General features: G+C 43.5%; 10 protein-coding genes. 5 read left to right on the forward strand and 5 right to left on the reverse strand.

Annotated elements, in window-relative coordinates; translation table 11 throughout:
- Window positions 1-9 precede the first annotated feature (9 nt).
- The 4 genes from HRU80_16310 (at window position 10) to HRU80_16325 (ending at window position 6984) form a co-directional block, all read left to right on the forward strand.
- Complete coding sequence (locus HRU80_16310) at window positions 10-459, forward strand: GNAT family N-acetyltransferase (GenBank protein QOJ30351.1); 450 nt, start codon at window positions 10-12, stop codon at window positions 457-459.
- A gap of 100 nt (window positions 460-559) precedes the next feature.
- Window positions 560-2578: a PKD domain-containing protein gene (locus HRU80_16315; GenBank protein QOJ30352.1), complete on the forward strand. Its 2019-nt coding sequence runs from the start codon at window positions 560-562 to the stop codon at window positions 2576-2578.
- A 199-nt stretch (window positions 2579-2777) separates the two neighbouring features.
- Complete coding sequence (locus HRU80_16320; protein ID QOJ30353.1) at window positions 2778-6563, forward strand: PAS domain S-box protein; 3786 nt, start codon at window positions 2778-2780, stop codon at window positions 6561-6563.
- A 22-nt stretch (window positions 6564-6585) separates the two neighbouring features.
- Window positions 6586-6984, forward strand: coding sequence for a response regulator (locus HRU80_16325; GenBank protein ID QOJ30354.1), 399 nt, complete (start codon window positions 6586-6588; stop codon window positions 6982-6984).
- Between the two features lie 53 nt (window positions 6985-7037).
- Here the strand turns inward: HRU80_16325 and HRU80_16330 are convergent, their stop codons facing one another.
- Window positions 7038-7433: a hypothetical protein gene (locus tag HRU80_16330; protein QOJ30355.1), complete on the reverse strand. Its 396-nt coding sequence runs from the start codon at window positions 7431-7433 to the stop codon at window positions 7038-7040.
- A gap of 135 nt (window positions 7434-7568) precedes the next feature.
- Between HRU80_16330 and HRU80_16335 the strand changes: the two genes are divergently transcribed.
- Window positions 7569-9341: a carboxypeptidase gene (locus HRU80_16335; GenBank protein QOJ30356.1), complete on the forward strand. Its 1773-nt coding sequence runs from the start codon at window positions 7569-7571 to the stop codon at window positions 9339-9341.
- Window positions 9342-9552: 211 nt separating this feature from the next.
- Here HRU80_16335 and HRU80_16340 read toward each other — a convergent pair whose 3' ends face one another.
- The 4 genes from HRU80_16340 to HRU80_16355 all read right to left on the reverse strand — a co-directional run bounded on the left by HRU80_16340 (window position 9553) and on the right by HRU80_16355 (window position 14413).
- On the reverse strand, window positions 9553-10203 hold the full coding sequence (locus HRU80_16340; GenBank protein QOJ30357.1) for an HAD-IA family hydrolase: 651 nt from the start codon (window positions 10201-10203) through the stop codon (window positions 9553-9555).
- Window positions 10203-10595 carry a DUF2203 domain-containing protein gene (locus tag HRU80_16345; protein QOJ30358.1) on the reverse strand — a complete coding sequence of 131 codons (393 nt, stop codon included), beginning with the start codon at window positions 10593-10595 and terminating at the stop codon, window positions 10203-10205. The genes HRU80_16340 and HRU80_16345 overlap by 1 nt, the downstream gene beginning before the upstream one ends.
- A 172-nt stretch (window positions 10596-10767) precedes the next feature.
- Window positions 10768-12873 (reverse strand): pullulanase, encoded by a 2106-nt coding sequence (locus HRU80_16350; protein QOJ30359.1) that lies wholly within the window; start codon window positions 12871-12873, stop codon window positions 10768-10770.
- Between the two features lie 166 nt (window positions 12874-13039).
- On the reverse strand, window positions 13040-14413 hold the full coding sequence (locus HRU80_16355) for a putative DNA binding domain-containing protein (GenBank protein ID QOJ30360.1): 1374 nt from the start codon (window positions 14411-14413) through the stop codon (window positions 13040-13042).
- Window positions 14414-14804: the final 391 nt, after the last annotated feature.

The following is a 14804-nucleotide window of genomic DNA, read 5'->3' on the forward strand; positions in this document are numbered from 1 at the left end:
CTTTTTAATATGAAGCCGTTCTCCTTCTCTCCGATTACCTCCGGTCACATCCCCCGTCTGCTGCAAATGATGGAAGATTTTTATAAAATTGACGGCTATCCTTTTGATTCCGCGCTCACCGGAAAAAACTGCCGTGATTTCCTCGAAAAGGAACACCTCGGCAGGGGCTGGCTTATTATGGAGGGGACAACGGTTATTGGTTATCTGCTCCTTTGCTTTGGGTTTTCCTTTGAGTTCGGAGGCCGGAATGCCTTTCTTGATGAACTCTATATTATTGAAGAGTTCAGAGGACGGGGTGCCGGTTCCCTGGCAGTGGATTTCATTTTGAAAGAAGCCCCGAATCACGGAGTAAAGGCACTGCATCTTGAGGTGGAATTAACCAACCACAGGGCGTTTTCGCTTTATAAAAGAAAAGGATTTACGGAGCACAAAAGGCGGCTGATGACGGTCCGGTTCTGATAGTTGATAATGCCGAAAATCTCAACAACTTTATTTTGCACAGTTTAATTTTTCCCCTTATACTTCACATCATTGATTTAATTTGTAGGGTTCTCTCAAAATGAACAAACTTTTACTTTCTTTCCTGCTGACAGGATTAGTGATTTCAGCTTCCGCCTTTCCGAAGCTCTCCCTTCTGGAAAGATTCACTAATTCCGGCTGCGCTCCGTGTGCCTCTATCAATAACTCCTGGTATAATAGTCTGACAGGTCAGATGGTGGCTAACGGCACCATATCCCATGTTATTTATAATGTTGACTGGCCGCAAAGCAATGATCCAATGTTTTTACTGAACTCTGCGGATAATAATACCCGCCGCGGTCTTTACGGAGTTAATTCCGTTCCCTGGATTCAGATCAACGGTGCTAATACCAGTACCTCACAGGCGGCTGTTGAAGCGGCCGTTAATTCCGGAAACGCTGCATTCTCGCCGTTCAAAATTGAAATTGTGGCTGAAAAGTTTTCCAATAATGTTATCAGCGTAAACATCAAAATAACCCGTGACAGTTCGGATGTTACCACCTTTACTGCCACACGGCTTTTTATTGCGCTTACTGAGCGGATTGTGCAATATGCATCACCTCCGGGCTCAAACGGAGAGAGAATTTTCTTTAACGTAACACGCAAAATGCTTCCCGATGCCAAAGGAACTTCCTTTGAGATCCCTGCTCCGGGTGAATCAGTTACTGCAGATCTGATGTATATACCTACGGAAAATTTTCTCTCAAAGGTCAGTATGGACAGTATCCGCGTTGTCGCATTCATTCAGAATACCTCAACCAAACTTGTCTATCAGTCCGCCTATGAAGATCTCAGACCGGCAAGCCGCCTGAATTCAGCATTTGCAGTGAATAAGAGTCTTGGCGCAGCGCCATTCGAAGTTTCTTTTACCGATTACTCAACCCAGGGAGCCTCAGCCATTACCTCATGGGAATGGGATTTTAACAATGACGGAACCGTTGATGCAACAGTTCCCGCTCCGTCTTATATATATACGGATGAAGGAAACTACACGGTTTCCCTTAAAGTATCAGACGGGACGGCATCACATACCAGAATTATCAACAGTGCCGTTACCGCAATCCAGACCCGTGCCGATATATTAGTGGTCAACGGCATTGAAAGAGCAACTTACCCGACGGAGTTTGCCAACTTTTACCTTAACTCAGGTCCGTTCGGAGAGTTCGAAGTGGACGTATGGGATTTATTCGGCAATCAGGATTTTGACTATAAACTTAATGAACAGGTTCAGGGGGCACATTACTTTAACCGCGCTATTCCGGATGATATACTCAAAAAATATCCGAGAGTAATCTGGCTGGGCAATAACTATGGCGGCGATATCGCCTTTTACAGTGCTGCTCAGGTGCTTGACTATGTGCAGTCAGGAGGAAACTTCCTGCTTGCAACCAGGCAGGGGCAGGATTTCTTCTCATCACAGCTTATGCAATATACCGGCGTGCAGTCAATTTCCGGACTTACTGATTTCACCTCAACAATTTTCTCTGTTGCCGAGGGGCTGCAGGATATGCCCGTGCTGCCAAACAACACGCGCAATCAGCTTGTTCTGGTTGATACAACCGCGGGTGCGGTACCCATCTTTAAGAATGATATGGCTTCAGCATGGTCCGCGGGTTTCAGAATCAAAAAGGACAGCGCGGGGGCGTTTATATATATCGCGGGAAGACCATACCGCTATAACAACGATATTTCAGCAATGAATTATGATTATATTATCCGCAACTGGATGACTTATACACCCGCAGGAACCGGAGATCAGACAACGGATGCGCTTCCTTCAGAATTCCGTCTGGAGCAGAACTATCCTAATCCGTTTAACCCCTCAACGGTTATCAGGTTCTCGCTGCCGTCAGCATCCTCAGTCCGCCTTGTCGTCTTCAATGCGCTTGGAGAGCAGGTAGCCGTACTGGTGAACAGTGAACTCAGCGCGGGAAATCATGAATCCGTGTTCGCCCCTCTGGGTGCATCGGGAATCTTTATTTATACCCTGGAAGCGGTTCCGGCTGATAAATCTTTCAGCCCGTTCCGCGGCTCTGGTAAAATGATACTCATGAAATAACGGCAAAAGTCGTAATTGTAAATAACGAAACTATTCACAGTGCCGGAGGCGGCACCCAAAAGGCCGCCTCCTTTATTTTTGAAGCCATAAATCCCTTCATTTCTCCCGGCCTGTATTGAATTTCCCCCAATTTTTTATAGTTTAACAGCAGTTAAATTAATTTAATTTCTGGCAGATTACATGCCACCGTACAGAAAGCATGACAGCAACAGGCAATACAGGCATATTTAAAAGATACCCGCTGATTATACCGGTGAGTATTTTCGCCGTATTCGCGCTGACCATAACCATTGCAGCATTTTACTACTATTTCTCTATACGGCGGGAAGTTGAGAACAGTTACGGAAATACCCTCTCTTCAATCACGAAACTGAAAATCAGGCAGATTCAGAACTATAATTCCGAGCGTCTTTCCGATGCGCGGTATTTGTTTAAAAATGCCGGATTTTCAGCAGCGATGCACCGCTTTCTGCAGAATCCCGGCGGCGAGGCTGAGATCAATGATATTCATGCCTGGCTTGACCAGCTGCAAAAGAATCATAACTACAAGATCATCCAGGTAATCAATAACCGGAAAGACGTAATATTTGCAACCGGGCTCCGGGGAGGACTTTCCACGGAAGCTCCCGTACCCCGCAATCACTCTTTTGACGGAATGTACACTCCCTCATTTATTGATCTGCACCTCAATAAAAGCAGGGAATATATACACATGCAGACCTATGTGCCTGTCTACTACGGGGGGGATAAGCCGTCAGATATAATCGGCGGGGTACTTTTCACGATTGACCCGTTTACCACATTCTATCCTCTGATTGCTGAGTCCCCGCTTCCCACGGAAACAGGAGAATCAATCCTCGTGCGGCTTGAACAGGATTCTGTGGTATATATAAGTCCGCTCCGCTTCTTTTCCGGAAATCCGTTTGAAGTAAGCGTCTCCCGGAGCGACACCTCCCGTGCGGTTGTTAAAGTTGCGAAAGGACTCGGAACCTACGGCAGCGGTTTGGATTACCGGGGCACTGAAATTTTGTTTTACGGGGAGATGGTTCCTGACCGCAACTGGATGATCATCACCAAAATGGATATTGATGAAGTATATAGCGGCATACGCGCAACATCCATTTTAATCTTTTTACTTCTCTCAGCACTGATCGCCATCAGCGGAGGTGCTCTTTATATTTTTACAAAACAGCAGAATCTGAGATCCCTGCAATACCAGGCCGAATCAGCCATTGCGGTAGCCCAGCTAAATCGGCTCTATGAACTTATCAGTCTGGTTAACACCGCCATTGCCCGCGACACAAGCAAAAAAGAATTGCTCAAAACCATCACCAGCATCTCGGTAGATAAAGGGGGATACAGTTATTCTGTGATTACCTTATCAGAATCAGAGGGAGGCCAGCCGGTTATCACCAGTTACTCAGGACGCAATCCTGTACTGCCGAGCAAAGAACAGATTATATATGATCTTATTGCAGCAGCCAATCTGCTTACCGGACAGGACCAGAAAACCGTAATAGTTAATAATGTAAGGCAGACTTCTCTTCCTGAATCATCCCTGCGGTTATTTGAAGCAAACAACATCTGCGCGCTGGCATTTTTTCCGCTTCATCCCGGCGGAAAAAACAGCGGAGGATTCTATCTCTTCTCGGAAAACTGCGATCAGTTCAGTATGCAGGAAACCGCTCTGCTTGAAGAACTTGCTTCTGATGTATCCTTCGGGCTGCACAGTATATCCGAGCATGAAAAAATTCAGCTCTCTGAGCAGATTATCAAAGATTCAGAGCTGCGTTATCGTAACCTGATAGAGAACTCGCCGGATGCAATTCTGATTAATCACCGGAATAAAATCATACTCGTAAACAAAGCGGCCGTTAAACTGTTCAAGGCTGCGCATGAAAATGATCTGGTTGGCAGGTCACCTTTAAGTCTTTTCGCCGGCAATTATAAAGAGAGCATTGCAGACAGAATACGATTCATGAGAGATACCGGGTTAACAGTACAGCCTGCGGAAGAACAAATCCGCTGTCTTGATGGTTCGTCAGCATACGTGGAAGTAGTTGCTGCACCTTACAAAATCGGTGAGGAACTTGCCATCCATGTTATTCTGCGAGATATTACCGGACGGAAAAAGCAGGAAGAAAAGCTCCGTGAAAGTGAAGAGCGGCTCCGGCTTTCTCTTGAAGCGGCAAATCAGGGTATATATGATCTGGATATGATTACGGGTGAAGCAATTGTAAATGACCAGTATGCAACTATGCTCGGTTATGATCCCAGCGAGTTCCGGGAAACCAATGATGCATGGATTGAACGCATGCATCCTGATGACAGGGAACATACGTCAAAAGCATATCTTGATTATATCGGTGGGAAAATACCTGAGTATCGAATGGAGTTCAGGCAAAAAACCGCAGATGGCAGTTATAAATGGATACTCTCTCTCGGCAAAGTGATTGAACGTGACGAAAACGGCAAACCGCTCAGAATGCTCGGTACCCATACCGATATACACAAACAAAAAGAGGCGGAATACCAGCTTCTCCTGCAGTCAAGGATGCTTAATCAGGCGGGACAGATAATCACTGCAGTATCTACACGCGGACGCATTGTCTTCTGGAACAATAAAGCGGAATCCGAACTTGGCTGGTCATCAGAGGAGGTAAAAGGCAAAAATCTGCTTGATATCCTCGTGCCGGAATACGAACAGCCGGATCTCAGGCAAATTATACGTAATGCAGCATCCGGCAAATCATGGGACGGACAGCTTCTCCTGATGAGGAAGGACGGGACTGTGTTTACTGCCGAAATCCTTATCTCCCCGTATTACAGTGGCACTGGTGAACTGCTAGGTCTTATTGCCCTTGGGCAGGATGTTACACAAAAGCTTGAAGACCAGCAGAAAATCAGGAACCTTTCCCGTGCTGTTGAGCAGAGCCCGGCCTCTATTGTAATCACTAAAACTAACGGAACTATTGTTTACGTCAACAATAAAGTTACTGAAGTAACCGGATATACCGGGGCAGAGCTGATCGGCAATAATCCCAGAATTCTCAGCTCGAATGAGATGAAACCTGAAGCATATAAACAGATGTATGATACCATTCTTGCCGGTAATGAGTGGCACGGTGAGTTTCATAACAGAAAAAAGAACGGCGAGCTCTACTGGGAGGCTGCTTCAATAAGCCCGCTCCGCAATGAAAAGGGAGAGATTGTTTATTTCCTCGCGGTAAAAGAAGATATCACTGAGCAGAAAAAACTGATTGAAGAGCTTATTGAGGCACGCGACCGCACGGAAGAATCAAACAGAACTAAAACCAACTTCCTGGCTAATATGAGCCATGAGCTTCGCACACCTCTTATTGCCATACTCGGTTTCTCCGACATACTTCTTGAGAATGAAAATGATGAAGAGAAAATTGAATTCCTGCGGAGCATTTATTCAGGCGGCGAACGTTTGCTGCAGACAGTAAATGCCTTGCTGCATTTTTCCAATCTTCATGAAGCCGGTCTGATGCTCACGCCGGTTGAATTTGATATTGAAGAAATCTGCAGCGAAATTGTTGAAAATTACCGCATAAAAGCAGTGAAAAAAGGCCTTCAGTTCATTCACCGGTGCGAAGGTTCAAAAAAGATTGTTACCGACAAGCTTCTCCTTGCTGACGCGCTCGGATATATCCTTGATAACGCGGTCAGATTTACACGGGAAGGCAGCATTGAACTAACGATGACAAGCACGCCGGAACTGTTTACTTTTGCGGTGCGTGATACCGGTATCGGCATACCGCAGGATAAAATAAGGCTCATATTTGAAGAATTCCGGCAGGTCAGCGAAGGGCTCAGCCGGCAGTATGAGGGCTCAGGTCTGGGTCTCACTCTGGCAAGTAAATATATACAAATTCTCGGAGGTCACATAGAAGTTGACAGCCGGGTGGGAGAGGGTTCTGAGTTCAGAATCATACTCCCGGTTAAACCAGAACAAAATTAACATCTCAAAAAGGTGAGGATCAATGGAAGAAAAACCGCTTAACCATACGGAGAGAATTCTCCTGGTGGAAAACGACAGTCTGAATATTGATGTTATATCAAAATATCTGCAGGGTGAATATGGATTTGATGTGGCGCGCAATGCAAAAGAAGCAGAGCAGCTTCTCATCAATAACAATTATCATCTTGTGCTTCTTGATATACATCTCGGAGACGGCATAGGAGGGCTCGGGCTTCTGAAATTTATCAGAGCATCAGAGAGTGTAAAACATGTTATCGTTATAGCCATTACCGCTTTCGCGGCAATGGAACAGCGCGATCATTTCATCCAGGCGGGATGCGATGATTATATGGCAAAACCGTTTTACAGAAAAGACCTGCTTACTGCGGTCCGGAGAAATCTGGACAGCCGTCTTTCCTGACAGGAATACTAAAAACTTCCCCGTACTGAATCAGCACGGGGAAGTTTTTAATCCTACGCGGAAATCTTTTTCCCCTGCCGTATCCGTTCTGCTTTAAACTCTTCGAGAAATGACTCGAAGAGATCTTTTTCTATTTTGTTAGCCTCAGCAGTTTTTCTCAGCCAGTCAAGTTCTTTGGTATCAAAATCATCATCTGCAAATGCCAGTTTAAGTCCGTCCTGAAGAAACATTCTGGCAATTGCCGAGTCAGAAAAAACCACCGGGTCATCCCCGATATATTTATTGGCCATCAGACCTCTCATGGTTTCCTCATAAAAGTCCCTGCTAAACCCAAAGCGTGAAGCAATATCCCTGATGATATTCTTTTCAGTTTCCACCAGTTTGTTGTCTTTTTTAGCGAGCACCAGAAGTCCCTTGAGGTATGTGCTCCGGTCAACAACTGAAAACATCAATCCTCCTTTTTTGCGAAAAGTTATTTTCTTTATTAAAAAATGGTATTTTGACCAGTCATCTGTTTTTGATTATTCAGGAGCAGACGACTGATTTTGAGTAATTATATTAATCAAACATAATAAAAAGACTTCATGAAAAAGAGGACATTCGGCACACTTTTTCTCAGCTTCATCATTTTTTTGATTTTCACCTTTTCAGCGATTCCGCAGGAAAAAGTACCCGAAAAATGGATTACCTATTTCGAAAAATCCGGGTTTGCCGGCACACCGTCATACCAGGAAAGCATTGAGTATTTCACCGAATTTACCCGTCATTCTGATTATGCAAAAATATCAGAATTCGGCACTTCTCCGCAGGGACGAACTTTATGGTATCTTACCATTTCCTCCTCAGGAGATTTCACTCCGGCGAAGCTCAAAAATTCATCAAAACCGCTCCTTTTTGTGGTAAATGGCATTCATTCCGGAGAAATTGAGGGGAAGGATGCCTCGATGCTGCTTCTCAGAGAAATTCTAATAACCGGAGAAAAAAAGTACTGGCTTGACGGCGTAAATATTATCCTCATCCCCATCTTTAGTGTTGACGGCCATGAGAGGAAATCAAAATATAACAGAATTAACCAGAACGGCCCGGAAGAGATGGGGTGGCGCACCACTGCTCAGAATCTTAATCTGAACCGTGACTGGATGAAAGCCGATGCCCCGGAAATGCAGGCAATGCTCCGGCTTATTTCCTCACATAACCCTGATTTTCTGATTGACAATCACACAACCAATGGCGCTGATTATCAGTACACCGTAACCTACGGACTTGAGAAATTCAAAAATCTGCACGATTCACTGGCATCCAGGGTTAACAAATCATTTATCCCCTATATGGAGAAGTATGTAGAGAATCAGGGATTCCTTATCGCTCCCTATGTCGGTTTCCGAGGAGATACTCCCGAGAGCGGTCTGGTTGACTGGGCTGCATCCCCCCGCTTCTCAACCGGTTATATGGCAATACAGAACAGAATCGGGCTCCTGGTTGAAACTCACATGATGAAGCCTTATAAAGACAGGGTTTACTCAACAAAATCTATTATGGAAGCAGCAATTACCTGGCTGCTAAAGGAGGGAAAAAATCTTAAAGAACTTAACAGACTCGCTGATGAAGGTTCCGTTAAAGATTTTGTCGTAAACAAAAAACCCTTTCCGGTTGCTTTCAGGAATACAAACGATTCGGTTCTGTTCAGTTACAAAGGAATTGTTGTGCAGGAAGAAGAAAGTATAATTTCCGGATCAGTGAAAAATGTTTACACCGGTGAACCTTACACCATAACCATTCCGTTTTTTAATACCTCACTGCCTGCCGATTCGGTATCCGCTCCTTCAGCCTATATCATCCCGAAAGAATGGGGTATAATCACCGAACGGCTCAAGCTGCATGGCGTTGAAGTTCAGTCAATGCTTAAAGATACCGTCATGCAAGTAACCCGTTACAAATTCCGGGATTTCCGGTTCAGTTCCGCTCCCTATGAAGGAAGGCAGACGGTTGCCACACAATATGATGTTTTTACGGAAAAAGCATTTATTCCCCGGGGAAGTTATATTGTATATACAAATCAGCGCGCCCTACGGGTCATTCTAACGGCACTTGAGCCAAAATCAGGCGATTCCTATCTCCGGTGGGGATTCATGAATTCCATATTTGAAAGAAAAGAATACTTTGAAGATTATGTAATGGAGCGTGTTGCACTTGAAATGTATTATCAGGATAGAAACTTAGCTGAAGCATTTAATAAACGGCTCAGAGAAGATGCAAAATTCCGAGAAGATAAAAATGCCCGTCTCAACTGGTTCTACGAACGCTCCCCTTACTTTGACAAGCAATACCTTGTATATCCGGTGATGAGACTGGAATAACCAATAAACAATTATGAATTATGAAGGATGAATTATAAATTGATTCTATTAGATTGGAATATTGACCTTCTCGTCCTGCGATATCTTACCATCGATCCTCTAAAAGATGGTCTATGAAACTATATCGAAAGTCAGCATTAAAAAATTATTTCATTAATGCAGACGAAAATACAATCAGTCCTTTCGCCCATTCATAATTCATAATTGATAATTATTTTATGATTTCTTTCAGTTCAGAAAGGCGGGTAACAAGAAAGTCCGGCTGTTCTTTCCGGAGAAGTTCTTCAGTACGATAACCATAGGTAACCGCGGCTGTGTGAGTCCCGGCATTTTTTCCGCAGCGTATATCCAGTTCAGAGTCCCCCACCATGAGGGTATCCTGCGGAGCAACCAGCAGTTCTCTCATGATATACTGAAGCGGTTCCGGGGAAGGTTTCACTGCCATACCCGGCCGTCTCCCCATAATAAGATCAAAATAGCCGTCCAGTTTAAACGAATGCAGAATCTTTTCCGCCTGATCCTGAGCTTTAGTGGTAAGCAGTGCGGTTTTACAATTGCGTTTTTTCAGATGATGTAAAATCTCTTCAGCACCCTCGTAAAGGGAAGTTTCCGGGAGGTAATCGAAGTAGAATCCTTTGTAAATATGTATGAAATCTTCAACATTCCCGACATCAATATGCAGATCATCAAAGATTTCCTGGAAGTGAGCACCGATTCTTGCGTCAAGCTGCGTTTTCTCAATAGTATGATTCATCCCCAGTTCACGAAAAGTTCTGTGGGTTGATTTATATATCGTTGTTGAAGAATCGGTAAGTGTTCCGTCTAGATCAAAGACCACGAGTTTTGGGGAAATCCGGAGCATCAGTTACTGCTGTAAAAAAACTCTTCCGGAATCATCCTGCGGTCTGCATAACCGGTATTTACGCCGTGATAATAGCGGATACTTTCTTCATCGCTTCGCCAGCAAAGATAGACTTCTTCTCCGTTTATCATGGCAGGGAAATCAACCAGACCGTACGTAAAATTCCAGTCCTTGTAATAGCAGCCAATTTCTTCAAGCTCTTTCAGATATTTATCAATCTGCTCAAGCCGTGCCAGCAGGCGCGGATCCTGATTGAGTTCCTCCTCAGCGAGTTCCTCAGCCAGCAGTTTAATTTCCTTCCCCTCGGTAAGAATATCGGCCACTATGCTGCGGACAAGCGGGAGAGTCCTGATTGCCTCAGCAGGGGTAAAATACTTTACATCTGTTGTCATGGTGATTTTGCCATTAAATTCTAATTCAATAGCAAGATGAGGGATAAAGGAATGAAAGTCAAGTTAAAAAATTAATGGCGGCATCTTTAAGAAAAACACCGCCATTTCGGCTCAAAAACCTGATCCCGGGGAGAAAACTGCACTCCTGCCAGTCCGCGGCAGGAGTGTCAGATTACTTTTTAAGTCTGAGAATAAGACCGGTCACCGGCTCCAGTTCTGCTTTACCGCTTACGGAGCGAAGCGGTGTAATTCCGGCTTTCAGGTGGTCAGCCAGAACCTCCCAGTTTCCTTTGGGTAATTTGAATTCCTGTTTCTTGTTATGATTTGCATTAAAAAGAACGGCGAACTGTTCTCCCTCATGACTAACGGTATATCCCAATGCGAAATGGTTTTCTGCAGGTACCGGCATAAATACCACATCTTCATATTCCGCTCTGCGGAAAGATGCATGGGTATTCCGGATTGCAATCAATCCCTTGTAATAATCCAGCAGGCTTTTATTCAGATCGGCATGATCATAATTAAGATAATTCGTTTCGTTATCCTTGTCATAGGTGTTATGATCAATCATCCCCTTATGTTTATCCTGTTCGGTTATAGTCATGGGAATAATTTTGGAGCGGGCATATTCCTGTCCCGAATGAATCATCACCATGCCTTGGGATGTCATCAGAAACATCGCCGCAAGTTTATTCAAACGGCTTTGAGGTAAAGAAAGCTTCCGTATATCATCGGGCTTTTCTATGGGTTTGTCATGAGGTGCTTCACCAGCTGCAATGCGGATAAAATCACTCAGTGTATATCCGTCATGTGATTCAAGATAATTGACCGAGTGTTCCTTCTTTATAAACAAACCATGTTTATCACGGGTGAGGGTGCCGTTAACATAGCTTTTAATTCTATCGGGATTGTTGTTTCCGTACCACTTCCCGAAAATCCAGCCGTGGCCGTTAAGCGGGTTTTCACCTTTAATACCGTTCCGAATCTGATCATTCCACGCACCCCATCCGCGCAGAGAGAAGCCCTGCGGATCATAACCGCCTCCCCATGGTTCGCAGACGATAATAACATTCGGATTAATCTTTTTTGCTTCGCGGATAACAAGCTCAATGGTTTCCCAGTCGAGCAATTTGCCCAGATCAAATCTGAAGCCGTCAACATGGTACTCCTTCATCCAGTAAAGAATACTTTCTACAATCAGCCGGCGTGCCATCGGACGTTCGGTTTTGAAATCGTTACCGCAATAGCTTTCCGCTATAAAGTTTCCCTTTTCATCCAGACGGAAATAGTATTCCTTATCAATTTCCTTGAAGTTGCCGAACTCATACTCGGAAATATGATTATATACAACATCCATGATGACCGCGATTCCCTCTTTGTGAAACGCCTTCACCATCTTTTTAAATTCATTAACCTGTCTTCCGGATTTGCCTTCCCACACATTCCAGGTAAGCTGTTTCCAGTCCTCGGCATAATATGCTTCTGGTGCGAAAAAAGCTGCTGTCATATATCCCCAGTGATTCCGTTCGTAGGGATTCCAGGTGTTTTTTCTTCCCATAAACTCTTCGTTATAGGGAATTTCAATATTCGCGAATTCCATTGCCGGCAGAATCTCAACGGTGTTGACTCCCAGAGATTTTATATAATCAATACCGCCCCTTTTTCCTTTTTCAACCAGTCCGGCATAGGTTCCTTTTTTCCCGGCTCCTGATGTTGGATGAGCCGTCATATCGCGGATATGCATTTCGTAGATGATCAGGTCTCGCCAGTCCCGCTGAATCCAGGTATCACCTTCCCAATCAAAATCCCCTTCTTTCATTACGATGCCCCTGCGGGTTCCTTTGTAGGTGTTAAAGGTAGTCACCGCTTTTGCGTAGGGATCAAGCACAATGGTTGTGTCCCCCTGCTCCCAAAGCCCCGGATTGTAAACCTTAAATCCGTAATAAAGCCCGTACTGCTCTCCTTCAACCGACACTTCCCAGACACCGTCATTGTCGCGGCTCATGGGGTACTCACGCGGATTTTTCTGTTCCGGTTTTTCATACGTGCAGAGCGTTACTTTATCCGCCTGCGGGGCAAACAACCGGAAAACCGTATTGCCGGATTCGGTAAAAGCGCCGAGTTTTTTATCGGAGTAGTACCGGTCTAATTCTTTATCTTTCTGGGATTTCTTGAAAGAATGCGAGGTGTGGCGTTGGGTATGGCTTTCAACAAAGGTCAAAGTTGCACCTGTGAATAATACAATAAAAATAGCTGCGAACAGAACGGCTTTTTTCATAATGGTCGTTTCTTTTTTCTGAGCTCATGAATTTCTTAAAAAAGCCTTAGAATTTACGTAAATCAGGGGGTTTTTTGAAGGGAAAAGTCTGACTCAACAGGATTTATAGTTTAGCCAATAATCTTGCAACTGAATGATGATCACCTCTACACTCAATTGCCGGGAACTACATACTTCCCGGTTTTGACTTTTTTTTGTCCTTATACACTTGACCCTTGGCTGTTAGACGGTATTTTTGCTTTCTGCTATTTGGCTTATCAGGGATTGTTAATTCAATTAACTTTTGTTCCAATGCAGGTTGGAGATATTTTTTCCTAAAGTTTTCCCTATGAGCTAAGCTTAGTTTTTCCTGCAATTCCAGTCGCGAATGTTCTCCGGTAAAAACACTCAGGAGCTCTTTTACTTGCGCGGTACTTGCGCGGTACTTGCGCGGTACTTGCGCGGTGACTTGAGAGATAGTCATAATAGATGATGGGAAAACCATTCTGGTAAAATTCTCGGTAAAATGAAAACACTCTTTATCGTAGTGTTCTAAAATTCTGGGAACTCCGGAACCAAGTTGTTCAACAAGTTCCAGATCCTTAAAGACCCTCATCAATTCCTTATTTCTAGGAATTGAAAAACCTTCGAAAAATTCGGTTTGGTTTAGCCCATCAGGCAAGGAACCTGCTGAGGTGATTTCGATTCTGTCAGAAAAAATCTCAAACTTTGGTGCTACTTCACGAGTATAGTCATTATGAACAATCGCATTGATAATTGCTTCACGAATCGCAATAGGATTCCAAAGTCTTTGTTCTTTTCGTTCTTTGGGAGTAATGGAGGCAAAAGTTTTATTTTCTATCGTAATCTTATCTAATATACTTTGCGTTGCTTTAATGAGGGAACAATATCCATATTCATTATTTTCAATAAGTTCGTTCCGGTTGAACGATTTATACTTTGCAAGTTTTATTGAAATATTATTTTCATCTGCCAGCAAATAAGCCGCATAGTTTAACGAACCATCTTCGGTTACTAATTCCAGGTTTTTCTTAAACTGCTTATTAAGTGGCTTTTTCTTTTCCTCATAATAGATACGAAGCTGCTGAAAACTTAAATCCTGCCGGTGCGATTTAATTAAGCCGATTGAATTGCGAGTACGGGTCGAGAATAATTTCTCAATCATTGTTTTTGGCATTGGTTCAGCAGCTGACCCAACCCTTATAAAACAGCCCTTTTCAGTCATTCCATATTTTCTTTTAAAATAGGGTTTTTCGCTGCCGCTGGCAACAATAATTTTAATCAGTTCTTTGCCACTTTTGTGTTCGGAAACCACATCAAATAGACCCATTGCTGAAGGAGAAATGTTGTTTTTAATTCGGTCTTTGATTTTGAGCATATCGCTGTCAATATCCGAAGCGCCAACCACATTGCCATGCTTATCAATACCAATATATATTAAACCTCCTTCAGAATAATTCAGGAAGGCAATTACTTCTTTCTCAATATCAAGATCATTATTAAGCTCGCGCTTATATTCTATACGATTAGTTTCTGCCATTTTTCTGATTTAAGTATAAGGATCACTACAAAAATATACAATTTCCCTATCCTTTCATAACGGGATTTTTCGTTTAATCATCTGTGTTATATCACTTTTGGTTAATCCTGACAATCTAAATCTTTAATTAGCGGCTGCTTTAGCGTTATTATAACTTTAGGATATTTTGCATCAGGAGTTAATTCGTTTCCTTCTTAAATTTAGCATGATAAACCCTTTATTCCATGACCATAACAATTAGTGCACAGATGACTTTTTCAGCAGCATACAAACTTTCAGGTACAAACTCAATTTTACAGCCCCCTCTACATACTAAACAAAGCTATTGCCTAATATAATCTTCCCCATTCAAAAACTTTACGGTGCGCTGCACTTCTGGGGTGACTTGCGC

This window comes from Ignavibacteriales bacterium (assembly GCA_015709675.1).
Taxonomy (GTDB): Bacteria; Bacteroidota; Ignavibacteria; order Ignavibacteriales; family Ignavibacteriaceae; genus H2-BAC3.